Below are 25,128 nucleotides of genomic sequence, written 5' to 3' on the forward strand. Positions count from 1 at the left end.
CACTACCCCGAATCCGCACGCACGGCTGGTCCGTTGATCCCGCAGATCTCCGACCGCGCGCAAGCCCCGCCGGCGGATCCGACCGGACACGGTGGTCACACCGTGCCACCCCCTGGGGCATTGACCTATGCACCCAGCGCCGCCCTGCGCGCTGAGGTGCTGGCCAACGACGCCTGGTGCCGATACCCGTACTGCGGGATGCCGTCACACCTGTGCGACCTTGACCACTGGCGGCCGTTCAACCATGCCGACCCCGAGACCGGGGGCTGGACGGTGCTCGGTGATCTGATCCCGCTGTGTCGGGCCGATCACCAACGCAAACACCTCGCCGAGTGGGTGCCGACGCTCTACACCGATCGGCGGGTGGAGTGGCGGAACCGACGGACGGGGCAGGTGATTGTCACCTACCCAGGGTGACAGGTCTTCGCGATGGGGTGGAACCAGCTGTGGCTCAACGGGTCTCGAGGCTCGGCGCACGCGCTCACACCTCGACCAACAGGGAAAGGGCGCCTCGACCATCGGAGGAAGGGTTCTCGACCATCAGAAAAAGCGCACCCGAAGATGAGAGATGGGCTGCCCCACCGCAGTGGGACAGCCCATCTCTTGGGTGAAATCAGCCGAGCACCAACGACTCTCCGTCGGCGCTGACGTTGACCGGAACGATGTCACCGTCGCGGATGTCACCGGCCAGCAGGGCTCGGGCGAGCTGGTCGCCGATGGCCTGCTGCACCAGACGCCGCAGCGGCCGGGCACCGTATAGCGGGTCGAATCCGCGCTCGGCCAGCCATTCCTTGGCCTTCGGCGTGACCTGCAGTTCCAGTCGACGCTGCGCCAGCCGCTTCTGCAGTTGTCCCAGTTGGATGTCGACGATGGACACCAGTTCCTCGGGGCTGAGCGCATCGAAGATCACCACGTCATCGAGACGATTGATGAACTCCGGCTTGAATGCCGCCCGCACCGCCGCCATCACGTGATCGGCGTCGCCGCCGGACCCCAGGTTGGAGGTCAGGATCAGGATGGTGTTGCGGAAGTCGACTGTGCGGCCCTGGCCGTCGGTCAGGCGTCCTTCGTCGAGGACCTGCAGCAGGATGTCGAAGACGTCCGGGTGCGCCTTTTCGACCTCGTCGAAGAGCACCACCGTGTACGGCCGACGACGCACCGCCTCGGTCAGCTGACCTCCCTGCTCGTACCCGACGTAGCCCGGAGGGGCACCGACAAGTCGTGCCACGGCGTGCTTTTCGCCGTACTCACTCATATCGATGCGCACCATCGCGCGCTCGTCGTCGAACATGAACTCCGCCAACGCCTTGGCCAGCTCGGTCTTGCCGACGCCGGTCGGTCCGAGGAAGAGGAACGATCCGAGCGGCCGGTTGGGGTCGGCAACCCCGGCACGTGCACGACGCACCGCATCCGAGACCGCCACCACGGCGGCCTGCTGCCCGACGACCCGGCGCCCGAGCTCTTGTTCCATGCGAAGCAGTTTGGCGGTCTCCCCCTCGAGCATCTTGCCCGCGGGGATACCCGTCCACGCCGACACGACCTGCGCGACGTCGTCGGGGCCGACCTCCTCCTGCAGCATCACGTCCTGGTCGGGATCGGTGCCGGTCTTCTCGATCGCGGCCTCGAGTTCCTTCTCCAGGCCCGGTATTCGGCCGTACCGGAGCTCGGCGGCCCGTCCCAGATCACCATCACGCTCGGCGCGGTCGGCTTCTCCACGAAGGTTTTCCAGCTGTTCCTTGACGTCGCGGACGGCGTCGATGGCGGTCTTCTCCGACTGCCAGCGCGCCGAGAGCTCGTTGAGCTTCTCGCGCTGATCGGCCAGTTCCTGACGCAACTTCTCCAGCCGGTCCTTGCTCGCCTCGTCGTGCTCCTTCTCCAGCGCGACCTCTTCGACCTCGAGGCGTCGGACGACACGCTCGACCTCGTCGATCTCGACGGGGCGCGAGTCGATCTCCATCCGCAACCGCGAGGCGGCCTCGTCGACGAGGTCGATCGCCTTGTCGGGGAGGAATCGCGAGGTGATGTAGCGGTCGGAAAGCGTTGCCGCAGCGACCAATGCGGAGTCGGTGATGCGCACGCCGTGGTGCACCTCGTAGCGCTCCTTGAGGCCGCGAAGAATTCCGATGGCGTCCTCGACGCTCGGCTCCCCGACGTAGACCTGCTGGAAGCGGCGCTCGAGCGCAGCGTCCTTCTCGATGTACTTGCGGTACTCCTCGAGCGTGGTCGCGCCGACCAGTCGCAGCTCACCACGGGCCAGCATCGGCTTGATCATGTTGCCCGCATCCATCGCGGATTCGCCGGTGGCACCGGCGCCGACGATGGTGTGCAGCTCATCGATGAAGGTGATGACCTGACCGGCCGAACCCTTGATCTCGTCGAGCACGGCCTTGAGCCGCTCCTCGAATTCGCCGCGGTACTTCGCGCCGGCGACCATCGAACCGAGGTCCAGCGAGATGACGGTCTTGTTGCGCAACGACTCCGGCACATCGCCCTCGACGATGCGCTGGGCGAGCCCCTCGACGATGGCGGTCTTGCCGACGCCGGGCTCACCGATGAGGACCGGGTTGTTCTTGGTCCGACGGGAGAGCACCTGCACGACGCGACGGATCTCGGTGTCGCGGCCGATGACCGGGTCGAGTTTGCCCTCTCGGGCGGCCTTGGTCAGGTCGGTCGAGTACTTTTCCAGCGCCTGATAGGTCGACTCCGGATCCTCGGAGGTCACGCGGGCGTTGCCGCGCACGGCGACGAAGGCCTCACGCAATGCCTGCGGTGTCGCACCGGCATTGTGCAGCAGTTTGGCGACCTCGGAGTCGCCGGTCGCGAGGCCGACGACGAGGTGTTCGGTCGAGACATACTCATCGTTCAATTCGGTCGCGAGCTGCTGGGCGGCACTGACCGCGGCGATCGACTCGCGCGACAGTTGCGGCTGAGCGCTGGCGCTGGCCACCGTCGGCGCGCGATCGACCATGCCCTGGGCCTGCGTACGAACAGTCGACGGATCGACCCCCACCGCCTTGAGCAGCGGCGAGGCAATGCCGTCGGACTGGTCGAGCAGAGCGACCAGGATATGGGCGGGACGCACGTCGGGGTTACCAGCAGCGGCCGCCGCCTGCACCGCAGCACTCAACGCCTGCTGTGTCTTGGTGGTCGGGGTGAAGCTGTCCACTTCGGGTGCACCTTTCTCTACGTTCTTAAGTCGGTACGGCTCAAGTATGGCCGTTCGACTCCTACAACGCGAGCAAGGTTGAGTGCATTCCGCTCAACTTATGCAGTTTGGTGATATGGGTCACACTCGGCAAGTGCCGCGCGCGGTCAAAGTCTGGACTGGAAGGCGCCTTTTCTGGATTCCTGGACTGGATCGCCACACCAACCACAACCGTCACAATTTCTGGACTGAACTCATCACATCACCGGCAACCAGCGGCGTCATTTGAGTGAACCGCGAGACGCATCCCGCCCGTCGGGCGTCCTCGACGAGCGGGCGGTCATGCGGTTGCCGTGCATGAGTCGCACAGTGTGGCGATCCACGCGTTCAGATGACGGGCGTCGACGGTTGAATCTTGGGTTCCGCACCATTCGCAGGTGCGGTAGGACAGATCTTCGGCTATCTCGACGAGGTCGTTGAGCCGATCCTCTAGCTCGCCGTCCTCCCAATTGCTGGACTCGATGTAGTAACGCAGACCGCCGTATTTCTGTTTGACCTGCCAGACCTTGTATTCCGGATCGATCGTGGCCAGTCGGGTATCGAGGTCAACGATGATCGGATACCAGCCACGCGACACCCTCACCGCGCGCCCCCAACCATCAGGGATACGGCGGAGAATAGCCATGATGCCGTCCGTGTACTCGCCGGCGTCGGTGGGCATGAACGTAGTGTTCAACAAATCAGCAACGACGTCTCGCTTCTCCTCCATCGACTTCTCCTGCCGTTTTCGGAACGATACGCGTCTTCGAAAGACGCGGAAATACTCTGCTGCCCAACAGTATTCGACTTATCTCTACCGACTGGCCGCTGCCGAGCCCGCTCTCGGTTCACAGGCGGTCGCAGCACCGCAGCAGGTGATCGTAGAGGCTTTGGCGCGCGGCCATGTGAGTTGTCCGCGCAGTTCACACTATTCGGCTGGCGTCCGAACGGGCTGTCTCGCTCTGACTACGAAGTGCACGGAAGAGCGTCTCATACTCGCGGTAGGTGATACGCCGGGTGACGAAGGCATGTTCGATGTCGTCCCAATTACCGCGCACGTAAGCGTCACTCGCAGCATCGTTCACGTTGGGATTGAAGCCCTCGGTGTAGTCGATGGCCAAGAGCTGCGTCATCATTTGCCGTGCCGTGACAACTCCTGCATCGCGGCCGTCGATGATCTCGAGCAAGCCCGGCTGTCGCATCATCCTCGCCTCCAATGCAGTCAGCATACCCATGCTCGTAAACGACCGTCGAGCTCTTCAGGCACCTCGTCGTCTCGTCTACCGGTTCGAGGCCCGTGAGCGGTGACACGTCGTGCTGAAAGCCTCGAATGTCGAAGTGGTGCCGAACATCGTGGGCTCCCGTGATGTCGACGGTCGATCCCGTCGCGTGCGGTGCACGGTCCGAGGCGGGAACACGATAGTCTCGACGACATCGCGGGGTGTGGGACGGAGTCGCGATTCGGTAGTCGCCGTTGATGTTTGCCGCCTGTCGCCGCACGAGTCGGTCGCGCTATTCGAGTGGCGACCGACCAGACTCTGGACCGATGCTCCGTGCCGGGCCAGCACGCGGGTGCCCGGCGGGCGTTTGAGTTCGGTGATCATCTCCGGTTCTTGCAGAGCCTGCTGGAGGAAACGGGTTGCCGTGTCTTTGTCTTGGCGAGGCTGTCCGTTATCTGCTGGCTTACACCACGGGGGCTGGATCGGGAGCCAGGTGCCCCAGACAGACACAGCCGAGGTCGATCGGGCCGTCCTGGTACGGCTCGTTGTCGAGGAGGCGTCCGGTGGTCCCGACAATGCACGAGCTGAGCCCGATGTCGGTGGCCGCAAGGTGCAGAAGCATCAGCAGCGCACCTGCCTCACGCCACAGCAGCGAGTCGCCGAGTGGGTATCTGCTCAGCGTGAGGGCTGGATCGGCCACTACGAACACCGCTGCGGGCGGGTTACCAGCGCGTGTCGCGTCCGCGATGTCAGCGAGCGCGGACGTAGCGCGCTCGTCGGTGATCGTGCCGCGCCGGAGCACGGCTGCGTGCGCGTCCAGCACCCATAGGCCGGGCGGGATACCGCGGACGTCACGTGCGAGGAGAGCGAGCTCGAATGGATGTCTGCCACCAGCGGACGGGGCTGCTCGACTGCCGATTGCCATGCCGGTGCTGTCGGTCGCTGTCGCTCGGCTCAGTCCCGCACGTGCGATGACGAGTCCTATCTCTTCTGCGGACGGTGGGGTCAGTCGGCGGGAGCTCACTCGATCAGCGACGACCTCGGCGAACGGACGGCTGGGTCCGACGTCGCTGACCTGGATGAAGTCGGCGGCAGCGTCGGTCGGGGCAACGAGGGAACGGCGAACGGATGGGGCGCGGCTACCGCCTACCGGGCCGGGCCTGACATGTCGGGCCTGCTCGAATGAGCTCGCCGGATGGTACTGATCTAGGGGGTTCACGAGCGCTCGTCCCGCTGATCGAGGATCTGCAGGTCGGCCAGCACCCGATGGCGCTTCCAGCAGCCCGGGCATGCACCGCAGGGGGTATCGCTGCGGTGGCAGGAGGTCGTCCAGCCGAGTTGGCTAGGCCCGAGGCCACTTCGACGGAGTAAATCTGTGGTTGAGCACCCGATCGCGGGAGTGTGTACTTTCACTGCTCCCTCCTGAACCGCCATTACCGTGTTCAGCGCGTCGTAGAACGCCTGCGTGCCATCGGCGTGGCGTTCCCCGTCGCCGGCGACAGTGCCGATGTAGACGTCGTGCAAGCCATGGTTGAGGGCGACAGCGGCGGCAGCGGTGACCAGAAGTTGGTTGCGGAACGGCCACCATTCTGGGCTGGCGGCATCAGGTGGCGCGGGGCCGTCGTCAAGGAGAAGCCCACTGCCGATCGCCGCAAGGTCCAATGTGATTGTGGCGCAGTCGAGGTCAAGTTCCCGGCAGACCGCGGCCGCCGCGCGTGTCTCTGCCGCGGCCGGACGCTGTCCGTAGGCTATGGCCAGGCATAAGGTGGGCCGCAAGATCGCGGCGAGCGCAGTACTATCGAGGCCGCCGGACAGCAGCAGAACACCGGATGTCCCCGGGGGTGTGGTGTCTGCCGCAACGGTCATTCAGACCGACCCCGGATCCGCTCGGGAACAAGCGCAGCGCCTTGGGCGGCCCATGCTGCGCGGTAGAGCGCACTCGACAGGTCTTGATGCAGCTCAACGCCACTTCCGACGAGCATCTTGGTGCCGTCGTTGTCAATGTCAGTGACGAGCCCGACTACCGGAAGCTCGTGTCGACGTGCCCAGCCGACTTCGAAGATCGTGCCGGGGTCCCAGCCGTCGACAACGGCCAACACGGCGTTGGAGTCGCGTAATCCGTCGAGGTCGGGTCCGGCTACCTCGTCGCCTCCCGGCCCCACGTCGTGGAACGGGCTGAACACTGTGATTCCCATCCCTGACAGCGCATTCCGACAGGTTTCGACTAGCCACCGCTCGGCCAGCGAGAAGAACGGTGAGGCCAGGTACACGTCGAACTGCCCGTCCGCTGCTGGCAATTCGGACGCAATTGCCGGGTGGATTGTGCTCGGGTCAGTTCCGCCGAGGATTTTCGGGGGCACCGCGAATACTCTTGTAGCGCACCACCATGCAGCGCTGGCACTACCCACCGCGGCGGCTTCGGCCAGTGTCGCGCCGCCTTCCCAGGCGTGGGTGAACCCGGCAGCGAACACGTCACCGCTACCGATCGGCCACACCGACCTGGTCGGGTACGCACCGGCGCGGACGATCCGGTCGGAGGCGCGGTCGACAACCAGGCAGCCGCGGGCACTGTCTTTGACGATCACCCCGACTGCATCTGTCTGCGCGGCGACGCGGGCCGCAGCGACCTGCAGGTCGTGTTCGCCCTCTGCCAGAGCGCGGATCTCGCGTGCGTTGCCGACCACCACCAGCCGGTCTGCCTGGATGTCGGCAAGGGCTGCGGCTTCGAGTCCCCGTGGTTGCTGGGGGTCGAACACTAAACGATCGGCACGTATCGAGCGGGACCCGGTCTCGACCATCCCGAACACTAGTACCGTCTCGTCGTCCGCCGTCAGCGGTGTGTTCAGGATTGCTGACGGGCCGTCGATCACCGGTGACGACATCGGTGTCGTGTACCGGAATCCGACGCGCTGATCGCGACCGACGTTTCGCGCGCTCACGCCGAGGGTGGCGTAGGCGCTGTCCGCGTCCGTTGTGTGCGCCTCGTCGACCGCGGTTACCAGCTCACATCGACCAGCGGGCATCGCTGCCGCCGCGCGCAGGCCGCTGCCAGCGAACTGCTCGCTGTCTGGAATGAGCACGCTCTCGTGATAGCTACCACCGACGACGATCACGGCGCTCCCCGGATTACCGCCAACACACCTGCGTCGGTGATCGACACAATCTGCGCCCGGAAGCGCAGGCCCTCGTCCAGACATGCGGCCAGCGCCTCATCCCAATCGAATTGGCCGACGGTCGCCCCGCCGGCGACAGCGACGCGATGCTCGGCGGCAATTCCGGTGGCCGCCTCCACCGTCAGGAGATCGCCTGTGGCGACCGAGCATCCCGGCTCCAGCCGTATCTTGACCAGACGCCGCAACGTCGTGCAGTCCCGCGCCTGCACGTTCAGCTCGATGGCACCGCCAGCGATAGCACGAACAACCGCTACGTACTCGACCCCGCGGCGCAAGCAACTGAGGAGGGCCATCGTCGGCAATATGCCGCCGGCATCGCGATCGAGCTCGTCGGTGATCACCACGACTTCAGGCGGACCCGCGCGTAACAGAACATGACAGACGTCATCGATATGCAGGTCCTTGACAACGTCAGGCACCGGCGCCTGAAGCGTCCGAACAAGTTGCAACGAATGGCAGTCGACCCCGTCACCGCCGGCCCCGGCACCGTACCCGGATGCGCTACTTACTGGTGCATCTGAACCGCTCATCGTCCTCCTTCGGGTCGTGATTTACGAACGATAACGTGGGGCGCCTCTGCGGGTTCGCACTTCTTGCGCGCCCGCGGCCCAGATCATCGCATCGAGGTCGGCGGCATGCACCCCCCCACGGCTGGCCCACGCCAGGAAGAACGCCTCCATTCGGCGATAGTCCCTGTCGATCTGCCAGCGTGGGTCGAACACACCAGCGCGTACGGCAGCACGATGGATGTGTACATCGATGATCGCCACATCATCACTGGACAGGTGATTTCTCACGATCCACCCGGCAGTCTTCGGGCCGATGCCGGGCAGCACCAGCAGCCAGTCGCGCAATGCACGCGCCTCGGTCGGCAGGGCGTCCACCTCGCTGATTCTCGACAGAGCGCCGGCGAGGTATCTCGCGCGTTGACGCGGAAACCGGTATCGCACCTGCCGGTCGCCGACATGAAGAGGGGCCGACAGCACGGCCGCTACCTCCGCCGCGCTCGGCGTGCCGGCGAGCAGTCCGGCGTCGCGCACCGCATGGAAGCCCGCGAGACCAACTTCGAACGGCATGCCGTAACCGCCTAGTAGGCAAGCGGCCACCTCCTCAACAAAGTCGCGCCCCAGTCGGTGCCGTCCCGGCTGTGATCGTGGACGCGCGGCCGCAGCGTCCGCAGTCACCGCCACCCAGTAGTGCGCCGTGCCGACCTGCCAAACGTGCCCCCAATGCACATTTCTAGACTCAAATCCCAAGGGGCTCAATGATATCGAGGGACCTGCATCACTCAAGTGCATCGCAGAGGTGCCCGCGGCCAGCGTCATCGTCGACTCTCTTCGCTGGCGGGTCCGCCCGCGCGCGAATTTAGATCGTCAAGACTCAAGCCCAGCGCAGCGGCCAATCGCGCAACGGTGAGGAATGACGGCAGCGGCACGCGCCCGCACTCGATGCTGCGCACGGCGTCGATCGAAACCTTCGACTGCGCAGCGAGCTGGGGCGCTGATTGCTGACGCGCTGACCGCGTCTCGGCGATGAGTCGGCCCAGCGTTTTGCCATGCGCCCGATCTTCGGGCGGAACCGGACTCCGAGCCATGCTGATTATAATACATGTATTCTAATCAACGGGTCGATCGACGTCGGCGGTAGTCGCCTCCGGTACGGTCGCCTACCAGGGGTTCGTGCCCCGAAGGCCAGTACGTCCGGTTGGAGGGGAAGCGGATGCCCTACCAGGTGAAGGAAATCTTTTACACGCTGCAGGGAGAAGGGCAGAACACCGGCAGGCCGGCCGTGTTCTGCCGGTTCAGCGACTGCAATCTGTGGAACGGCCGAGAGCATGGCCGGAAGGACGCAATATGCCGCTTCTGCGACACCGACTTCGTCGGGACCGACGGCGACGGCGGAGGGGTCTTCGCGAGCGCGGACATACTCGTCGACGCCGTTGCAGCGACTTGGCAGGGAGCGTCGCACCCACGAGCCGCCCGCTTTGTCGTCTGCACCGGTGGTGAACCTCTGCTACAACTTGACGCGCCGCTAGTGGAGGGGCTGCATGCGGCCGGTTTTGAAGTCGCCGTCGAGACAAACGGCACCAGATCGACTGTGCCTGGCCTAGATTGGGTATGCGTCAGCCCCAAAGGCGGCACCGATCTCGCGATCACAAGCGGGAATGAACTGAAACTCGTTTTTCCGCAAGACGGCGTCGACCCTGCACGGTTCGAGAGCCTGGGATTCGACCGGCTCTGGCTACAGCCAATGGATGGTCCCGACGTCGAGCAGAATACGGCTCTTGCTGTGCGCTACTGTCTCGAGAATCCCCAGTGGCGGTTGAGCATCCAGACGCACAAGCACATAGGCATCCGTTGATGGAGATCTTCCGAGAGTTCGAATTCGAAGCAGCACACTATCTTCCGCACGTACCCCACGGCCACAAGTGCCGCAATCTGCATGGACATTCCTATCACGTCCGGATCGACGTGCGTGGACCGATCGACCCCGAACATGGCTGGGTCCTCGACTACGCCGACATCGATCACGCATTCGCTGGGCTGCATCGGCAACTCGATCATCACTGCCTCAACGATATCGAGGGCCTCGACAATCCGACGAGTGAGATGCTCGCGATCTGGATCTGGGACCGGTTGCCCGCCGACCTGCCCAGGACATGCGTCACCGTGTGGGAATCCAAGCGCGGTGGCTGCGTGTATCGAGGACACGCTACGGAAGGCGCTTGAGTAGGCAAGCTGACAGCCGCGTGGGCGGCGGCGCCATGGTGATCTGGATGGGCGGCGTAGCCGTAGGGCCGACCATCAGCTGCTCGTGGACCTGACGTTCAGGTAGGCGCGTTGGTGCGACCACCGTCGTTGACTGCAGCCCTAGACTGAGTGTGGCATTAATGCAGTCGGCGGCGGTTTCTCCAACGATCGTAGCGAGGATTTTACGATCCAGAAGTAGACAGTCACTTCGGGAACTTTGCTCGACACGTGTTGTGGTGAGCGTGCGGCGATACAATCAGCGTCCATGGGGTGCAGCCTCTTTCGTTGCGAGAGGATCGGTGGGCCGAGCCCAGATCGGGAGTCGGTTGGGGAACTGCCGTTGTGCTTGGCGGAGACCATCATGTACCAATCGGGGAGCGGTGAGCGCTGCAGCGGTGGCCACGGCCACCGCCGCGACAACGTCGCTTAACCAATGCACGCCCAGATAGAGCCGCGTGAGTGCGGCGAGAACGGTGATCGCCATGGAAAGTGTGACGGCGAGTCGCCGAACCGTTTGCGACGCAGTGGCTGTGACGACCAGAGCGGTCGTCAGCGCCAATCCGGCTGTGCCGGTGACATGTCCGGACGGATATGAGTACGTCATCTCGGTGATGCCGGGGTGGTAGTACATGGGTGGGCGGGGGCGGGCGACAACCAGTTTGATCAATTCAGTGATCATCGCTGCTCCGACGACCCCTGTAACAACTGCCAGCGCACGTTCGACCGACCGGTCACGCACGATCAGTATCGCGGCCACCACAACTGACCACAGACTTACCAGCAGCGGGCCAAACAGATACGACACCGTCGACACCGCCTCCAGGGGTGCGACGCGGTGTCCCGCGATCCAGTTCATCACCGCACCGTCGATCCAGAAGGGCCCACCGTCGTAGGCCAGGCCCACCCCAAAGATGCACACTGTAGCGATGAGCAACGGGGGTAGTTGTGCTCGCCACCAGGAGATTCCCATGTCGATCATGCTGGCCCGCAGATGCTTAGGGGACACTGAGCTGCGCTTAGTGGTGCGCCCGGCGCGGAGTTATGGTCCGTCCATAGACTGTATTTTTCGCGTTAATATTGATCGACTTCCCCGAATAGCTTAATTGACCCTTTCATATAGCCCGTTCTTGAGCTGTCATGACTGAGAATCAACGGTAATCACTCGTGGAACCACTAAACGGACAATATCATTCTCGGGCGGCTCGGATATGACGCAGTCGAACTTGACGGCAATCGCTGTGAGCTTCTGACCTTTTCCGAACACCTCGGTCAGCGGATCGCCCGCACGACTTGGCCCGCAGAGTCGGGAGCCGGTGACGATACGGAGCCCGACTTCGTTGATGCGCAAGCTGAACCGAGCAGTGCCGTCCTACCGAGACCGGCCCCACCGTAAATGAACTGCCGGTTCACCGGTCACCATCAGTGCGCAGGACCGGTCGGTTGGGGTCGTCCCGACGCGTTCTCCAGAGGACCAGAACGAGAATCGCGGCAAGAGCGACTGAGCCCAGAGCAACCACCCCGTCTCCCCAACCGATCCCGATCGGGGAAGGCTTGCCGAGCCAATCGGCGATCGATGCACCCAAGGGCCTGGTGAGGATATACGCTGCCCAGAATGCAACGATACTGTTGAGGCGCAGGAACTTCCACGCAACTCCGGGTACCACGATGAGCGCCGCGTACAGCACGATCGAACCCCCGAATCCCAGACCGAGGAAGAACGCACTCCAGTCCCCCAGCGCCGTGCCCAGGGCAAACGTCAGAAGAACCGTCCCCCAATAGAAGAGCTCGCGTCGGCGCGTGGTGATGTCATGAATGCTGAGAGTCCCTTCGCTGCGATACCACAGCACCATCCACACACCCAGAACGACGGCATAGAAAAGGCTCGTCACCGTGGTGGAAACACCGACCGCGTGCAGCCCATCGGCGCCAACCGTACCGAATATCGCGATCGCTGCGACCGCACTCCAGTACGTGGGGGCGTGGTAGCGACGGGCACGTAGCTGCCTCACCATGGCCACCGCCACCGCGATGACACCGACCAGCACAGGCAATGCGATGCTGAACTTTGCCAGAAAATCCGACATCGCCTCGCCCATACCGGTGGTGATCACCTTGACCACCCAGAACGAGACGCCGATGAGCGGAACCTTCAAACCCAAGGGCTCGTCGAGAAAGCCCGAAACGCCCGGATCAGTGCGGTCACGATATGCGGAACGACCGGTACCAGACGGTTCGGTCGACTCGAGTGCGGGATCGGTCATGATCATCCGTTCTGCTTCTCATCAGCGAAAGGGTGCGTGTCAACCCAGCATCCACCCCGATCCTCGGGGCAGCCTGCGACTCGGCTGTGCGCCGCACAACCTCATTGCACCCAAAAGTACGGTTGGCCAACTTGTTCCGGCAACCAGACTTACGCCAATCGGACTCAGCGCGGCTTAATGTTGCGACACAGGCACGATGCACCGCAGCGGAAGGGTGAATCCCACCGAAGCGCCACCCATTGCCGAATCGTCGATGATGACTTCGCCGCCATGCGCGTGGATGATCTCGGCCGTGATGGCCAATCCCAGCCCTGCTTGCCCGGCGGTCCGGGAACGAGCGGGGTCCAAACGGACGAATCGATCGATGACTCTCGACTTGTCGGCATCCGCGATGCCGGGACCGTCGTCGGACACCAAGACCCGCACCGTATCTGTCGGGGATTCGGTAGTCATCTCGACGACCAACCTGCTTCTCGCATGACGCGCACCGTTGTCGATGATGTTGCGCAGTGCACGCCGAACCTTTTCGGAGTCCGCGTTGAGCTGTACAGGCACAACCGCCGCCTCGATGTCGAGGGCCGAGATGGCCTCCAGCCGGGCGACCTCCTCACTCAACAGATCGTCGAGGTCCACAGAGCTCACTCGGAGCTGGAGGCCGCGCTCATCCGAGCGCGCCAGAAGCAGAAGGTCGGCAACCATATGTTGCAGACGCTGCGCCTCGGGAAACAACACCGTCGACACGGTATCCGCATCGATCGGTTCCCTGGTGACGCGGCACAGGTCGAGCAGCCCGACCACGGTCGTCAATGGGCTGTTCAGTTCATGAGAGGCGTCGTTGACGAACCGCAATTGCTGCGTTCGGGCGGTCTCAATTCGATCGAGCATGGCATTCATGGTTGATGCGAGAGTCGCGATCTCGTCCCCGGTACCGGGGACGGGAACACGATGGGCGAGGTCACCTCCGGAGATCGCATCGACGCGCCGCCGGATGTCATCGACCGGCCGTAGCGCACGACCGACGAAGTGGTGGGTCAGCAGTGCCATACCGATCACCACGAGGGGGAACACGATGGCGCAGATCAGCGCCACGGCTCCGACTGCAGCATGAATGGGTCCCTCGGCGGCGCCGACCTCGATGGTGAGTTCCCCGTCGGGTGTGGCGACCTGCGTGGTCGCGAGCCGTAGATCATGTGCCTGCACGCGTGACACATCGCCGTCGTGACGCGACGGGTCCCGGGTCGTCGGGTTCGCGGCGGCCTGCGACAGAGTCGGGTTGCTGCTCAGCCGTACTCGGCCCGACGAGTCGATGACCGTTATGACGGCGATGTTGTCGCCGTTCGTCATCATCGAGCGATCGATCCCGGCGATCCCCTCGTCGGTCGCCGCCGCTGCGATCTGTTCGGCGCGGGCCGACGTGGCCGAATCGGCATCATCGACGAGGACGTGCCGGAATAGCACGATGATGAGAAGTCCCGCGACCGCGAGGGTCGCAGCGACCAACCCGGCGGCAACCACCGTCAGCCGCATCCGCACCGGACGGCATCGAGACCAGAGCTGCGCTACCAGCGCGTTGGCCGTCCAGACCACGTATCGTCCGCTGTCAGACCCGACAGTGTCGACCTCAGACCGCCGAAGACGCACGGCGCACCCGCCTCGCGCGAATGGCCTTGATGATCAACGGCGCCACAGAGGCCACCACGATCACCACGAAAATGGGCTCGATCAACTTTTGCACGACCGCGAACTGGCCCAGCCAGTATCCCAACATGGTGACGACGGTCGTCCAGGCGACCGCACCGATCACGTTGTAGGCCAGGTACGTTCGGTGGCGCATGCCAGCGGCTCCGGCGACGATCGGGGTGAGTGTTCGCACGACGGGCACGAACCGGGCGAGCACGACCGTCGCCGAACCTCGTCGCTGGAAGAACTCGCGCGCGTCGTCGACGTAACTCTGCTTCAGGATCCTGTTGCCGGGACCGAACCAACGGGTACCTACTGTCCGACCGATGGCGAAACCAACTTCGGCTCCGACAATTGCGGCCAGTGGCGCGAGCAGCAACACCTGCCATAGGGGCGCGAATGCATCGACCCCGTCCTTCCCGCCGGCGGCGATCACCATCCCGACCACGAACAGCAACGTGTCCCCCGGCAGAACCGGGAAGAGAATCCCTGACTCGACAGCGAGGACCAGGAGTAGCCCGACCAACGCCCACGAACCGAAGTAACCCAGTAGTGTGACCGGATCGAGGATTCCCGTCATCGATCAACCTCCCAATCAGTGTGTGGCGACGCTGTTCTCATTCGCCGAGCCAAATCTACGAGCGCGCGGCTTAAGGCGCGCTTAGTGTCTTCAGACACCGACATCGAAGGGGCCGTCTCGTGACTGACCGAACCGCGACGTTGATTCACCTCGGTCCGGCGCTCGTGGTGGGCGTGTTGGTACTGATCGCCATCGCCATCGCCGTCAACTGGACCACGAGTGCGGTCCTCGCTCGCGACACCGCCGTCGCATCGATTCGCGCCGTTGTCCAATTGGCCGCGCTGGCCGCGATCCTTGCCGTGGTCATCACCCGGTTGCCGGCGGCGTTGGCTTTCGTCGGGGTCATGGCCGTCGTTGCGTCCTGGACTTCGGCGAGTCGTGTCGTCACCCACCGTCCGTCCCCCCGCCAGGTGATGACGTGCCTTGTGCCCGTTGCCGTACCGACCATGCTCGTCGTGGCCTGCTTCGTCGCTGTGGGAGTGATTCCCGCAACCGGCATCGCGATCATCCCCACCACCGGAATCATGTTCGGCGGTGCGATGAATACCACGTCATTGGCAGGCCGCCGCGCTCACGACGAGTTGGTCAGTCGTCACGGGGAGGCGGACGCCGCACGGGCACTGGGCTTCCCCGAACGCGACGCCCGACTGGAGATCATTCGCACCGCGGCATCCTCGGCACTCATCCCCGGTCTGGACCAAACCCGATCCGTCGGACTGGTGACCATTCCCGGCGCCTTCGTCGGGATGGTTCTCGGCGGCGCGTCGACGACAACGGCGGCGATCATGCAGTTGTTCGTTCTCATCTCACTGCTTGCCGTCAGCTCAATTGCAATGGCAGAAACGGTGGAATTGATTGCCCGCGAACATTTATGAGTCTGACTGCGAACGTCTATGACCGCGTGAGCGCTGTGACAAAGCTCAGCGTGGTCGTCCGACATGTCGCCGAACGCCCACCCAGCCGACGAAATCGGGCAACCAATCTGCGTCCGAGAAATGTGGCAGGACCAAGGCCACTGTGACCAGGAGCACCACACAGATTGCACCGATCCAGAGGACCGTCTTGAGCAGCGCGCGCGCACTCACCTCCGTACCCGCGCCTCTCGCGCCACACCGTCGCGGACATCGTCCTCGATTCGGTCAACACGGGACATCGTCAGGTAGGCCACCAGTCCGACCATCACCATCAGGAACACGATGTTGACGAGAGTCGAATCAATGGCGAGTCCGCCGACATCGGCAGGTTGGGTCAACAGATCGCCGAGTGACGCGCCGAGCGGACGCGTGACGATATATGCGGCCCAAAAGGCCACCACTGCAGTGAGACCGAGAAACCGATGGCACAGATAGATGGCTGCGATGACCACGGCGAAGCAGACCAGTGACGTCCGATATCCGAGGCCCATGCGCTCGGCGATGAGGTCGCCGGCGGCGGTGCCGAGCGCGAAAGTCGTGAGGATCGTGGCCCAGTAGAACCCTTCGCGGCGGCGGGTACGGATCGAGTGGATGGACAGTGTCCGTTCCACCCCGTACCACAAGGCCAGCAGCAGGATCAGCATCGCGGCGAACACGGCTGTCGACACTTCCAGTGGGACTCCCCAGTGGTCGGTGAGGTTGTCGGTGATCAGCGTGCCGGCAACACTGATGACCAGCACACACCACCAATAGATCGCGGGGACGTACCTTCGCACACCGAACTGAGCGAAGAGCGCGACCACCAACAGGGCACCGGTTATCACGGACGTGAATTGCAGCCCGAATCCCAGGGTCATGTTGAGATAGTCCGCAGCCGTCTCACCCACCGTCGTGGCAAGGATCTTGATGATCCAGAAGTAGATGGTGACCTCGGGAACCTTGCTCAACCCCACGTGGTGTGGTGGTTCGCTGGACGGATTCGACGCTCGACCGCTCTTCATGCCCACCACCCTGCTCGAGCATCGCTTAGTGGAGGCTGAGCACAGTTGAGCCGCGAGTGCGACCCGCGGCTGAGAACTGACTGAGTGCAGCTTGCGGCGCTGATTCTCGTCCGTAATGTCGATGCCATCATCGCCCACGCCCATGATCAGCGGATGCCGCCTCGACAGGAGGAGCCAACGTGGACAGCCCTGAACCACCCGTGAGCCCGGCCGGGATCAATTGTCTGCGAACGATATACAACCTCATGGAGGACAGCGTCCCGCTGCGCCGGATCCGTGTGGCGCAACGGCTCGGTGTCGCTGGTTCGACCATCTCCGAGACCGTCGCTCGACTGCAGGAACACGGGTTGCTGACGACGACACCGGACAACCTGATCGAACTCACGCCCGCCGGCCACCGTATCGCCGCCTCCGTCGTCCGCCGACACCGCCTGGCCGAGCGCATGCTGACCGACATTCTCGGGGTACCCGTGTCGCGCGTGCATTCCGAAGCAATACGGTGGGAACAGGTCATCAACGACGACACCGAACGTGCGATCAGCAATCTCGTGGACGGTTCGGTGAAGTCCCCGTGGGGGAACCCCATTCCGTCGGCGGACGATGGCGCGGAGAACCGAGTGGTGCCGGTACACACCGGAACATCGTTGACCGAGTTGGTCGCCGGGCGTGCGCCCACCGATGTCATCGTCGAATCCACTTCCGAGGAAGCTCAGAATGATCCGGATACGGTGCGCGCGTTGGTAAATGCCGGGATCGTTCCCGGGTCTCGCATCACGGCTGTCGCGCGGCGTTCACACTATCTACTTCGCGGCACCCACGCCTACGAATTGCCGACCGACAGCGCCCATCTCGTCCACGTTGTCAGAATGTGAACTCACTGAGCCACTGATCACGTCTGCACCACGACTCTGATCGCATGGACGTACTTCGTCGGGATCTCCAACTTGTCGAGCCCGTGGACGATGTAGCACCCGCCCGCAGAGCGGACGCGTGCAGGAGCCCCCGGGATGATGCCGGCCGCGATGAGCGCGTCGATCATCACGGAGTCGCCCTGCGCATCCTCAGAGATCGACCTGATCGTGACACGACAGTCGTGCGGAGGTGTCCCGAGTTCATCGAGTCGCTGCCCCGGCAGCACGATGTCCGTGTTCTCGCGACGTGGGTCGAGCCCGGGAATCGGTAGCCCCCAGGGAGAGTCGAGGTCGCCCAGTAGTCTTGCGGCTATACCACGTTCGGCATCGTCACTGAGAACGTGCTCCCATCGCAACGCCTCATCATGAGCACGTACGATCGGAACGTCGAGCAGATCGACGAGCATCCGTTCGGCGAGCCGATGCCGTCGGGTGACCGACTCGGCGATCTCGAACCCGTCGGAGGTCAGCGTGATCAGTTGATCGTCTCCGACGCTGATCAGATCGTCACGCACCAGTCTCAGGACGGCCTTGGTCACCGTTGGGCCCGCCTGTCCGAGCCGGTCGCGCAGGCGAGCGCGACGGACCGGAACACCGTCTTCGATGAGGTTGTACACAGTGCGGAGATAGGCCTCCATGGCACTGCTGACCTGCCTCATCGGCGTTGACTCTCCTTTCGCGCCGATCACAATCGACATCGCGCACGGTAGATCAGTGGTGTGCCGAGCCCTAATCGCTCTCAGCGGGCACCAAGCTTTCTGTCCCAGGCGATGGAGGGACATACTTGCGTCGCAAGTGCGTCCCTCCACGGCGTCACGTCCCGAGTACGATTCCCGGCACTTGCGACAATGAGGCCGACAGGGCATCGATCTTGTTGGACAGATCTTTTCTCTGTTCCGCATCGACCTGGGTGTAGGTGACGTAACCGTCGCCGTCGCGGAATCGGTTGATCGTCGCTCGCACGTCGGCGAACTGGGCGGTGATCTTGTTCATCAGATCCGGGTTCTTCGCGCTGATCATCGGCTGCATCTCGGCGATGAGTGTTTCCGACCCATCAAGGTTCGCCGCAAAGTCCCAGAGGTCGGTGTGCGAGTACCGGTCCTCTTCACCGTTGACCTTGGTGCGCGCAACCTCATCGATCAGGGCCTGTGGACCGGCGACGAATTGTCTTGTCTCAAATGAGAAGTCCGGCTTGTCGATTTCATTACGCAGCTTTGTCACATCGGCGACCAGTCCGTCGGCGACCTCGGCAATGCTCGTGGCATTGTCGGTGGCTTTGGCGTTGGCGGCGTCAGCTGGCGCGATCTGGCCCTCGGCGTCACCGATCTCGGACGCGGCAGGCGGCCACAAGTAGCGTTCGATGCGGTGGAATCCGGTGAACGGCTGCGAGCCGTTCTCGGTATCGTCCCAACGCATGTCGATCGCCGGGTCCAGATCGGGGAACGATTCGGCGACCGGCTCGATACGTTCGTAGAAGGTGCGAACCCGACCGAACTCCGCACGGGCGGCAGCGAGGTCACCACTTTTGACTGCCGCCACGAACTGTTCGGTCTGCGACTGCAATCCGGCCGCCTGGCCGCGAACATAGTCGAGGTACCGGGCCTTGGCGGCGTTCACGTCGGCGGGTGCGTCGGTCTTCTGCTTCTTCTCGCCCGACACCGTGATCTTCTTCTCGATACCGGTCCCCACCATGCCCGGTTTGCAGGCAACGGTGTAGGTGCCAGGATCGGTGATCTCGACCGTCAGGTTCCCCGACAGTCCTGGGCCGATGTTCTCGACCTCGCCGAGTACCCGATTGTTGTTGGCGTACACATAGAATTCGGTGACCTTGGAGCCTGAGTTGGCGACTTTGAAGGACACGTTGCCGGTCTGTGCGGTCGAACTCGACAGGTCACACGTGTCTGCGGTCGAGGTCACCTCGATGCTGCCGGTACCGGAGTCCTTGGACGTGCAGGCAGCGAGCACAGCAGGCACGCCCACCATTACTGCCACCACCGCCACCGGCGTGGCGAGTGTTCTCTTCACCTCGAACATTTCCTTTCAGTGACCGGCGTCTGGAGTTGCCGGAGTCTGGGAGGTCTCGGCATCGCGGGCGGCGGCTGCGGGGCGCGCGATGCGGTTGGACCGAACAAAGAGCGACAGGACAACGGCGACATAGGCCGCCCAGGCCACCACCTGTAGCACCGTCGGATCGGGTCGGAAGTTGAAGATTCCCGCCAGAATCGTTCCATACCAAGAGGATTGGTCGAAAGCAGCGGAGATGTCGAACGCGAGGTTCGCCCCACCCGGTAACCATCCGACGGTCTGGAGGGCGTGTACGCCGTATCCGAGAATTCCGGCGGCGACGAAGATGAGAAAGACACCGGTATAGAGGAAGAATGCATGAAAGTTGAGGTTGACCGCTCCGCGGTAGAGCCCGACGGTGAGTGCGACGGCCACCGCGACGCCGATGACCAAGCCCAACAATGGCCAGAGTCCGCCGGAGACGCTGTCGGCGTAGCCGACCATCAGCAAGGCGGTCTCGAACCCTTCTCGACCGACCGCGAGAAACGCCAGGCCGTACACCGCGAACCGGCCTCTCGTCAGCGCCGTGGACATGCCCGACTTGAGGTCGGCGGAGATGTGCGCGGAAGCCTTGCTCATCCACAACAGCATCGATGTGACGATCACGACCGCCACCAGCGACGCGACTCCCGCGATGAGCTCGGCACCGAGCGTGCTGACGGTCGAGGTCCCGAAGTGGATCACCAGGAAGATGATCACCACCATCGCGACCGCCGTGGCGACACCGGCCCACACCCACTTCAACGCGTCACGGCGATCAGCCTTGACCAGGAATGCGATCAATACCATGACGACGATGCCCGTTTCGAGCCCCTCGCGGAGCCCGATCAATCCGCTACCGAAGAGCTGGGCCGGAACAGATGGGCCGGCGAGAGACGTGTGAACGAGAGTCATGTCGGGATTCCAATCGAGGCGCTGCTACTGGCGAGAACTGTTGAGGGAGAACGGCGCTCAGGCCTCGAACAGACGTTGCCCCCACCATTCGTCTGTGGAAAGTCCAGGAGGACAGGCGAAGAGCGCCGACCCGTTGTGCGTGATGTACTCATTCATTGCATCCTTGGCTGCCAGCGCACGTTGCATCGGCACGAACTGGCTTCGCGGATCACGGCAATAGGCGATGAAGAACAACCCGGCGTCGAGATGTCCGAACCCGTCGGAGCCGTCGGTGAAGTTGTAGCCACGCCGAAGGATCTGTACGCCGTCGAGATTGTCCGGGTGCGCCAGCCGCACGTGCGCCGTGCGGGCGATGACGGGCGCACTACCGTTGGTGATGTTGAAGTCGGGCCGGTCGAATTCTGCTGCTTGTCCGAGTGGTGCTCCGGTTCCCTTACTGCGTCCGATCACCAGTTCTTGCTCGGACAGTGATGCACGATCCCACGTCTCGATGCGCATCCGGATCCGGCGGGCCACCAGGTAGCTCCCACCGGTCATCCATGCGGCCGAGTTGCGTTGTTCGGGATCGTAGTTGTCCGAGTTCGCGACCCACACCCAGCGGTCCGACGTAGGCGTGTCCTCGGACTTGATGTTGGCAGTACCGTCCTTGAAGCCGAACATGTTTCGCGGAGTCTCTTGAGCGGCGCTGGTGCTGGAGGTGCGGCCGAAGCCAAGCTGCGACCAGCGCACGCTGACCACGCCGAAACCCATCCGAGCGAGATTGCGCACTGCATGCACCGCCACCTGGGGATCGTCGGAGCACGCCTGGATGCAGATGTCACCACCGCACCGCGCCGGATCGAGCTGATCACCGACGAACGCGGGCAGCGGTGTCAGGGCCGCCGGCCGCCGGCTGGCCAGACCAAACCTGTCGGAACGCGTGGGGTCGCTCGCATCGGGACCGAACAGGGAGGGACCGAAACCTATCGTCAACGTCAACCGTGACGGCGAAAGATTCAGCGCCTCGCCGCTATCGGAAGGCGGAAGGTACGCGCCCTGACCGACCGCGCCGTCCGGCTCGGTTTCGAGCCCTCTGGTCATGCGTTCGGCCGCTGCGGTCCATGAGCGCAACAACGTGATGAGTTCGGTCTTGTCCTCGGTGATGACGTCGAAGGCCGCGAAATGCAGTCGGTCCTGTGCTGCGGTGGCGATTCCCGCCTGATGCGAACCGCGGAACTCCACCACACCGGGCGACGACTGCGCGGAGTGTCCTGCCATGACGACACCGCCGGCCCCAGCGGCTGCACCCACCGCGACACCGACCCCGGCGCCCAACACGGTGCGCCGTGACATCCCGGCCCATCGCGCGGTATTCATGAAGGGCATCCTTGCCTGAGTAAGCTTAGGAGACGCTGAGTAGGCAAGGTGCTGTGGAGTTGCGCGATTGCGTCTCGACAGTTTCTCGTGGTTTCCTTCGACCGTGCGGTCGCCGTTTTCAGGAGTTCATCGCCGGCTCTTGGGGTGGGTCCGTCCGGTCCGGATGCGACTGACACTCACCGCCACCGCCCTGGTCACTATCGCGCTCGCCATCGCTGCGATCGTCGTCGTCGAAGCCCTCCATCATGTGCTGTTGCGCAGTGCCGACGCCGCCACGTTCACTCGCGCGGAGCAGATTGCCACGCAATTGCGCACCAACGGGATTCAGGGAATCGACGAATCCCTGCTGACTGGAAGCCAGAACGTCGCGGTGATCCAGATTCTCGATTCGTCGGGCCGCATCCGTACGGTGAATGAACCCACGTACAACCGTCCGATGTCGGGCGCCCTCGCCCCTGGCGAACGACGAACGATCCATGGCGCGTACGCGACCGACACGACCGAGGAGTTCCAGACAGCAGGGCTCGGCGTTGCCTCACCTGACGGTCCGCTGACAGTCCTCGTCGGTGCCGCCGAGGACCCGATCAATCGCACGGTGGTCTTGGTTGCAATCCTGTGTTGCATCGTTTTCCCAGTCATCGTCATCGTCATGGCATTGCTGACATATTTCTCGACCGGGCGAGCCCTGCGACCCGTCGACTCCATTCGCCAACGCGTCGAGGAAATCTCCGGTGGTGACCTGAGTAGGCGTGTGCCGGTTCCCCAGACCGGCGACGAGGTGGCGCAACTCGCCGACACGATGAACGCCATGCTCGGCCGTATCGAAGAGTCGCGTCAACGACAGCTCCAATTCGTCAATGACGCTTCTCATGAGCTGAACAGTCCACTGACCACGCTGGTGGGGCTGCTCGATCTCGCGGGAAGCAAACAGCAACCCATCGATCCCGATACCGCGACCGACGTCATGCTGCCGGATGCGCTTCGGCTCCAACACATGGTCGCCGACCTACTCCTTCTCGCCCGTGCGGACGAGAGCGGGGTACCACTGCTTCTCGATGATGTCGACCTCGACGATCTGGTCAACTCCGAAGTTGTTCGACTCGAAGCCATCTCCGACCTGACTGTGACTGCACGTCTGGTCCCGACGAGAATCATCGGCGATGAGGAGAAGCTGCGTCGCGCGTTGCGCAACATCATCGACAACGCGTCCCGCCATGCGTACGGAAGGATCGCCGTCACGATGACGCGGACCGGACCCGATCATCGCGTCACCGTGATGGTCGGTGACGACGGTCCCGGCATTGCCGACGTGGACAAGTCGCGGGTCACCGAGCGCTTCGTGCGACTCGACGCGTCGCGTCAGCGCTTATCGGGAGGCTCCGGCCTCGGCTTGTCGATCGTCAGCGAGATCGTTCACGCCCATCGTGGGGAGACTGTGGTCCGGGACTCCGAATATGGTGGCGCGGCGGTCGGTTTCACGGTTCCCGTACCCACCTCGGAGGCCTAGCCTCCGCCGTCGGCGGCAAACCGGTAACCAACACCCCGGACGGTCTCGATGGACCGGCATCCGAATGGCGTGTCGATGCGCCGCCGCAGATAGCTCACGTACACCTCGACGACGTTGTCGTCGCCGTGGTAGTTGGCGTCCCACACCGAGGTCAGGATCTCGGCCTTGGTCACGACCTCGCCCTTGTGACGCATGAGGAACTCCAGTAGCGCGAACTCCTTGGGAGTCAATTTCAGGGTGGTGACACCACGGGCAACGGTATGCGCCGCCGGGTCGAGCGTGAGACTCCCCGCCTCCAGCACGGTCGGGCGCTCCGGCGCGCCCCGCCGTGCCAATGCGCGCATCCGGGCGATGAGAACCACGAAAGAAAAAGGCTTCGTGAGGTAGTCATCGGCACCGAAGTCGAACGCCTCGGCTTGATCGTACTCACCGTCCTTGGCGGTGAGCATCAGAATCGGCGTCCACACCCGCGCCTTCCGCAGTTCCCGAACCACTTCATAGCCGTTCAGTCGCGGCATCATGATGTCGAGGATGATCACGTCGTAGCGGTCCGTGGATGCGGCCTCGAGACCGGCCGCACCGTCGTGGACCACATCGACCACCCAGCCCTCGGCCAGCATCATCCGGCGCACTGTCTCCGCCACGTGACGATCGTCGTCGACTACCAGAACCCGCATCTGCCCACTCTTGCCTCGTTCGCCGAATTCATGAAGATGATCACACCGCACCATACGTTCCGGTTGCCTCGACGTGCACCGAACAGGCAATCGCAAGCGGAACCGTGGCCGAAGCGCGGGAATTCGCCAGTACCACTGCGCTTTTACCGATGGTCGCCATGATCTCGACACCCGGTTCGATCCCGTTGTCCAGAAGGGCTGCCAGCGCATCAACGTTGCTCTGCAAGTACTCGGAGAACCGGCGGATGACACAACGCGTCGGGGTGTGGAGTGGTAGCTCGGAGATCGGGGTACCGATCACCGCGGGCACGTCGGAGACCCGAGCATCGAGAGGCCCGGTATGGGATTGCCCCATGGGTCGGTCGCCGGATAGCCCAGCAACGGAACGAGCCGTCGCTCCACGTCATCGACCATCGCCTGCTGCCAGCCGCACGCGATCTCGTGAACATCGATGCGTGGAATCCCGATCATGTCGGCGAGCATTCGTTCGGCCAACCGGTGGCGACGCACCCGTGTCACCGCCAATCGGTTTCCGGATGGGGTGAGAACTATGCGCCGGTCCTCGGTGATCTGCACCAGGTCCGACTCACGCATCCGCTCGATCTTCTGGGACACCGCAGACTTGCTGTGTCCCAACCGCGAACTGATGCGCGCCCGGCGCGGCACAACGCGATCCTCGTCCAGCTCGAAGATGGTCTGAAGATAGCGTTCGGTTGCCTCACTGCGCTCCCTCGCGATCATCGACGAGGTAGCTGCGGCCGACGCGGTTGCCCCCGCAAGGTCTCCATGGTTGACCGATCCTCTCGGACGGTCGCTTAGGAGACGCTGAGTAAGCGCCGATCCCGTCTTGCGCTACCCGGGCGACGCACTGCCGGCGATGCGCTGCGCCGACCTGACGAACCGCATCAACATCAGGGCCGCGGTGGTGGCGAGACCGCACGTGAGTCCCCACCAGA

The 25,128-nt window shown here is 63.6% G+C and carries 27 protein-coding genes; 6 read left to right on the top strand and 21 right to left on the bottom strand.

Going from position 1 to position 25,128, the window contains the following annotated elements; genetic code table 11:
• Positions 1–417, top strand: a 417-nt coding sequence (locus B1964_RS19720) for an HNH endonuclease signature motif containing protein (RefSeq protein WP_139765803.1), incomplete at its 5' end; no start/stop codon positions are given.
• 196 nt (positions 418–613) lie between these two features.
• Here the strand turns inward: B1964_RS19720 and clpB are convergent.
• The 9 genes from clpB to B1964_RS19765 form a co-directional block, all read right to left on the bottom strand.
• Positions 614–3,166, bottom strand: coding sequence for an ATP-dependent chaperone ClpB (clpB, locus tag B1964_RS19725; RefSeq protein WP_014361626.1), 2,553 nt, complete (start codon positions 3,164–3,166; stop codon positions 614–616).
• Between the two features lie 319 nt (positions 3,167–3,485).
• Entirely contained in the window at positions 3,486–3,914 is a 429-nt protein-coding gene (locus B1964_RS19730; protein WP_139765804.1) for a hypothetical protein, read from the bottom strand.
• 193 nt (positions 3,915–4,107) lie between these two features.
• Positions 4,108–4,413, bottom strand: coding sequence for a hypothetical protein (locus B1964_RS19735; RefSeq protein WP_139765805.1), 306 nt, complete (start codon positions 4,411–4,413; stop codon positions 4,108–4,110).
• A 454-nt stretch (positions 4,414–4,867) separates the two neighbouring features.
• The gene (locus B1964_RS19740) at positions 4,868–5,695 is read right to left on the bottom strand and encodes a nitroreductase family protein (protein WP_139765806.1); all 828 of its coding nucleotides are present in this window, start codon (positions 5,693–5,695) and stop codon (positions 4,868–4,870) included.
• Positions 5,620–6,270, bottom strand: a complete 651-nt coding sequence (locus tag B1964_RS19745; protein WP_079930982.1) for a 7-cyano-7-deazaguanine synthase — start codon at positions 6,268–6,270, stop codon at positions 5,620–5,622. Before B1964_RS19745 ends, B1964_RS19740 begins: the two co-directional genes overlap by 76 nt.
• Positions 6,267–7,517 (bottom strand): PfkB family carbohydrate kinase, encoded by a 1,251-nt coding sequence (locus B1964_RS19750; RefSeq protein ID WP_172398906.1) that lies wholly within the window; start codon positions 7,515–7,517, stop codon positions 6,267–6,269. The genes B1964_RS19745 and B1964_RS19750 overlap by 4 nt, the downstream gene beginning before the upstream one ends.
• Positions 7,514–8,107 carry a hypothetical protein gene (locus B1964_RS19755; RefSeq protein ID WP_006371823.1) on the bottom strand — a complete coding sequence of 198 codons (594 nt, stop codon included), beginning with the start codon at positions 8,105–8,107 and terminating at the stop codon, positions 7,514–7,516. Before B1964_RS19755 ends, B1964_RS19750 begins: the two co-directional genes overlap by 4 nt.
• 21 nt (positions 8,108–8,128) lie before the next feature.
• A complete protein-coding gene (locus B1964_RS19760; RefSeq protein WP_050955302.1) occupies positions 8,129–8,653 on the bottom strand; it encodes a hypothetical protein in 525 nt (174 codons plus the stop codon).
• A 245-nt stretch (positions 8,654–8,898) separates the two neighbouring features.
• Positions 8,899–9,171: a helix-turn-helix transcriptional regulator gene (locus tag B1964_RS19765; RefSeq protein WP_079930984.1), complete on the bottom strand. Its 273-nt coding sequence runs from the start codon at positions 9,169–9,171 to the stop codon at positions 8,899–8,901.
• Between the two features lie 125 nt (positions 9,172–9,296).
• Between B1964_RS19765 and queE the strand changes: the two genes are divergently transcribed.
• Positions 9,297–9,938 carry a 7-carboxy-7-deazaguanine synthase gene (queE, locus tag B1964_RS19770; protein WP_079930985.1) on the top strand — a complete coding sequence of 214 codons (642 nt, stop codon included), beginning with the start codon at positions 9,297–9,299 and terminating at the stop codon, positions 9,936–9,938.
• Positions 9,938–10,306, top strand: a complete 369-nt coding sequence (gene queD, locus B1964_RS19775; RefSeq protein ID WP_006371819.1) for a 6-carboxytetrahydropterin synthase QueD — start codon at positions 9,938–9,940, stop codon at positions 10,304–10,306. The genes queE and queD overlap by 1 nt, the downstream gene beginning before the upstream one ends.
• A 277-nt stretch (positions 10,307–10,583) precedes the next feature.
• Here queD and B1964_RS19780 read toward each other — a convergent pair whose 3' ends face one another.
• The 4 genes from B1964_RS19780 to B1964_RS19795 form a co-directional block, all read right to left on the bottom strand.
• Positions 10,584–11,297, bottom strand: a complete 714-nt coding sequence (locus B1964_RS19780; RefSeq protein WP_244421191.1) for a phosphatase PAP2 family protein — start codon at positions 11,295–11,297, stop codon at positions 10,584–10,586.
• A 436-nt stretch (positions 11,298–11,733) separates the two neighbouring features.
• On the bottom strand, positions 11,734–12,594 hold the full coding sequence (locus B1964_RS19785) for a hypothetical protein (RefSeq protein ID WP_079930986.1): 861 nt from the start codon (positions 12,592–12,594) through the stop codon (positions 11,734–11,736).
• 168 nt (positions 12,595–12,762) lie between these two features.
• Entirely contained in the window at positions 12,763–14,175 is a 1,413-nt protein-coding gene (locus B1964_RS19790; RefSeq protein WP_079930987.1) for an ATP-binding protein, read from the bottom strand.
• Positions 14,176–14,209: 34 nt separating this feature from the next.
• Positions 14,210–14,848 carry a VTT domain-containing protein gene (locus B1964_RS19795; protein ID WP_079930988.1) on the bottom strand — a complete coding sequence of 213 codons (639 nt, stop codon included), beginning with the start codon at positions 14,846–14,848 and terminating at the stop codon, positions 14,210–14,212.
• Between the two features lie 119 nt (positions 14,849–14,967).
• Between B1964_RS19795 and B1964_RS19800 the strand changes: the two genes are divergently transcribed.
• Positions 14,968–15,723, top strand: a complete 756-nt coding sequence (locus B1964_RS19800) for an ABC transporter permease (RefSeq protein ID WP_079930989.1) — start codon at positions 14,968–14,970, stop codon at positions 15,721–15,723.
• 206 nt (positions 15,724–15,929) lie between these two features.
• Here B1964_RS19800 and B1964_RS19805 read toward each other — a convergent pair whose 3' ends face one another.
• Positions 15,930–16,763 carry a hypothetical protein gene (locus tag B1964_RS19805; RefSeq protein WP_253194077.1) on the bottom strand — a complete coding sequence of 278 codons (834 nt, stop codon included), beginning with the start codon at positions 16,761–16,763 and terminating at the stop codon, positions 15,930–15,932.
• Positions 16,764–16,963: 200 nt separating this feature from the next.
• Here B1964_RS19805 and B1964_RS19810 point away from each other — a divergent pair, with 200 nt between their 5' ends.
• Positions 16,964–17,635 (top strand): metal-dependent transcriptional regulator, encoded by a 672-nt coding sequence (locus B1964_RS19810; protein WP_290440719.1) that lies wholly within the window; start codon positions 16,964–16,966, stop codon positions 17,633–17,635.
• A 17-nt stretch (positions 17,636–17,652) separates the two neighbouring features.
• Here the strand turns inward: B1964_RS19810 and B1964_RS19815 are convergent, their stop codons facing one another.
• The 4 genes from B1964_RS19815 to efeB all read right to left on the bottom strand — a co-directional run bounded on the left by B1964_RS19815 (position 17,653) and on the right by efeB (position 21,997).
• Positions 17,653–18,333: a metal-dependent transcriptional regulator gene (locus B1964_RS19815; protein ID WP_079930992.1), complete on the bottom strand. Its 681-nt coding sequence runs from the start codon at positions 18,331–18,333 to the stop codon at positions 17,653–17,655.
• Positions 18,334–18,487: 154 nt separating this feature from the next.
• Complete coding sequence (gene efeO, locus B1964_RS19820; protein ID WP_079930993.1) at positions 18,488–19,708, bottom strand: iron uptake system protein EfeO; 1,221 nt, start codon at positions 19,706–19,708, stop codon at positions 18,488–18,490.
• Between the two features lie 6 nt (positions 19,709–19,714).
• Positions 19,715–20,632 carry an iron uptake transporter permease EfeU gene (efeU, locus tag B1964_RS19825; protein WP_079930994.1) on the bottom strand — a complete coding sequence of 306 codons (918 nt, stop codon included), beginning with the start codon at positions 20,630–20,632 and terminating at the stop codon, positions 19,715–19,717.
• A 57-nt stretch (positions 20,633–20,689) separates the two neighbouring features.
• Positions 20,690–21,997: an iron uptake transporter deferrochelatase/peroxidase subunit gene (gene efeB / locus B1964_RS19830; RefSeq protein ID WP_079930995.1), complete on the bottom strand. Its 1,308-nt coding sequence runs from the start codon at positions 21,995–21,997 to the stop codon at positions 20,690–20,692.
• A gap of 130 nt (positions 21,998–22,127) precedes the next feature.
• Between efeB and B1964_RS19835 the strand changes: the two genes are divergently transcribed.
• A complete protein-coding gene (locus B1964_RS19835) occupies positions 22,128–23,495 on the top strand; it encodes an ATP-binding protein (RefSeq protein WP_020169909.1) in 1,368 nt (455 codons plus the stop codon).
• Here the strand turns inward: B1964_RS19835 and B1964_RS19840 are convergent.
• The 3 genes from B1964_RS19840 to B1964_RS31130 are packed head-to-tail and all read right to left on the bottom strand — an operon-like array spanning position 23,492 to position 24,913.
• Positions 23,492–24,172 (bottom strand): response regulator transcription factor, encoded by a 681-nt coding sequence (locus B1964_RS19840; protein ID WP_026919844.1) that lies wholly within the window; start codon positions 24,170–24,172, stop codon positions 23,492–23,494. The two genes, B1964_RS19835 and B1964_RS19840, sit on opposite strands and share 4 nt — an antisense overlap.
• Before the next feature lie 40 nt (positions 24,173–24,212).
• On the bottom strand, positions 24,213–24,473 hold the full coding sequence (locus B1964_RS31125; RefSeq protein WP_253194079.1) for a hypothetical protein: 261 nt from the start codon (positions 24,471–24,473) through the stop codon (positions 24,213–24,215).
• The gene (locus B1964_RS31130; protein WP_253194080.1) at positions 24,470–24,913 is read right to left on the bottom strand and encodes a metal-dependent transcriptional regulator; all 444 of its coding nucleotides are present in this window, start codon (positions 24,911–24,913) and stop codon (positions 24,470–24,472) included. The genes B1964_RS31125 and B1964_RS31130 overlap by 4 nt, the downstream gene beginning before the upstream one ends.
• Positions 24,914–25,128 lie beyond the last annotated feature (215 nt).

The sequence above is a fragment of the Gordonia sp. i37 genome, from assembly GCF_002043085.1.
Lineage (GTDB): Bacteria > Actinomycetota > Actinomycetes > Mycobacteriales > Mycobacteriaceae > Gordonia > Gordonia polyisoprenivorans.

Bases quoted from the DNA above. Each gene is read 5' to 3' on its own strand.
- efeO (WP_079930993.1), bottom strand. From the start codon at position 19,708: ATGTTCGAGGTGAAGAGAACACTCGCCACGCCGGTGGCGGTGGTGGCA.
- efeB (WP_079930995.1), bottom strand. From the start codon at position 21,997: ATGCCCTTCATGAATACCGCGCGATGGGCCGGGATGTCACGGCGCACC.
- B1964_RS19785 (WP_079930986.1), bottom strand. From the start codon at position 12,594: ATGATCATGACCGATCCCGCACTCGAGTCGACCGAACCGTCTGGTACC.
- B1964_RS19795 (WP_079930988.1), bottom strand. From the start codon at position 14,848: ATGACGGGAATCCTCGATCCGGTCACACTACTGGGTTACTTCGGTTCG.
- efeU (WP_079930994.1), bottom strand. From the start codon at position 20,632: ATGACTCTCGTTCACACGTCTCTCGCCGGCCCATCTGTTCCGGCCCAG.
- B1964_RS19730 (WP_139765804.1), bottom strand. From the start codon at position 3,914: ATGGAGGAGAAGCGAGACGTCGTTGCTGATTTGTTGAACACTACGTTC.
- B1964_RS19745 (WP_079930982.1), bottom strand. From the start codon at position 6,270: ATGACCGTTGCGGCAGACACCACACCCCCGGGGACATCCGGTGTTCTG.
- queE (WP_079930985.1), top strand. From the start codon at position 9,297: ATGCCCTACCAGGTGAAGGAAATCTTTTACACGCTGCAGGGAGAAGGG.
- B1964_RS19760 (WP_050955302.1), bottom strand. From the start codon at position 8,653: ATGCCGTTCGAAGTTGGTCTCGCGGGCTTCCATGCGGTGCGCGACGCC.
- B1964_RS19740 (WP_139765806.1), bottom strand. From the start codon at position 5,695: ATGCCCGGGCTGCTGGAAGCGCCATCGGGTGCTGGCCGACCTGCAGAT.
- B1964_RS19805 (WP_253194077.1), bottom strand. From the start codon at position 16,763: ATGAAGAGCGGTCGAGCGTCGAATCCGTCCAGCGAACCACCACACCAC.
- B1964_RS19780 (WP_244421191.1), bottom strand. From the start codon at position 11,297: ATGGGAATCTCCTGGTGGCGAGCACAACTACCCCCGTTGCTCATCGCT.
- B1964_RS31130 (WP_253194080.1), bottom strand. From the start codon at position 24,913: ATGATCGCGAGGGAGCGCAGTGAGGCAACCGAACGCTATCTTCAGACC.
- B1964_RS19815 (WP_079930992.1), bottom strand. From the start codon at position 18,333: ATGAGGCAGGTCAGCAGTGCCATGGAGGCCTATCTCCGCACTGTGTAC.
- B1964_RS19765 (WP_079930984.1), bottom strand. From the start codon at position 9,171: ATGGCTCGGAGTCCGGTTCCGCCCGAAGATCGGGCGCATGGCAAAACG.
- B1964_RS19840 (WP_026919844.1), bottom strand. From the start codon at position 24,172: ATGCGGGTTCTGGTAGTCGACGACGATCGTCACGTGGCGGAGACAGTG.
- B1964_RS19755 (WP_006371823.1), bottom strand. From the start codon at position 8,107: ATGAGCGGTTCAGATGCACCAGTAAGTAGCGCATCCGGGTACGGTGCC.
- queD (WP_006371819.1), top strand. From the start codon at position 9,938: ATGGAGATCTTCCGAGAGTTCGAATTCGAAGCAGCACACTATCTTCCG.
- B1964_RS19735 (WP_139765805.1), bottom strand. From the start codon at position 4,413: ATGCTGACTGCATTGGAGGCGAGGATGATGCGACAGCCGGGCTTGCTC.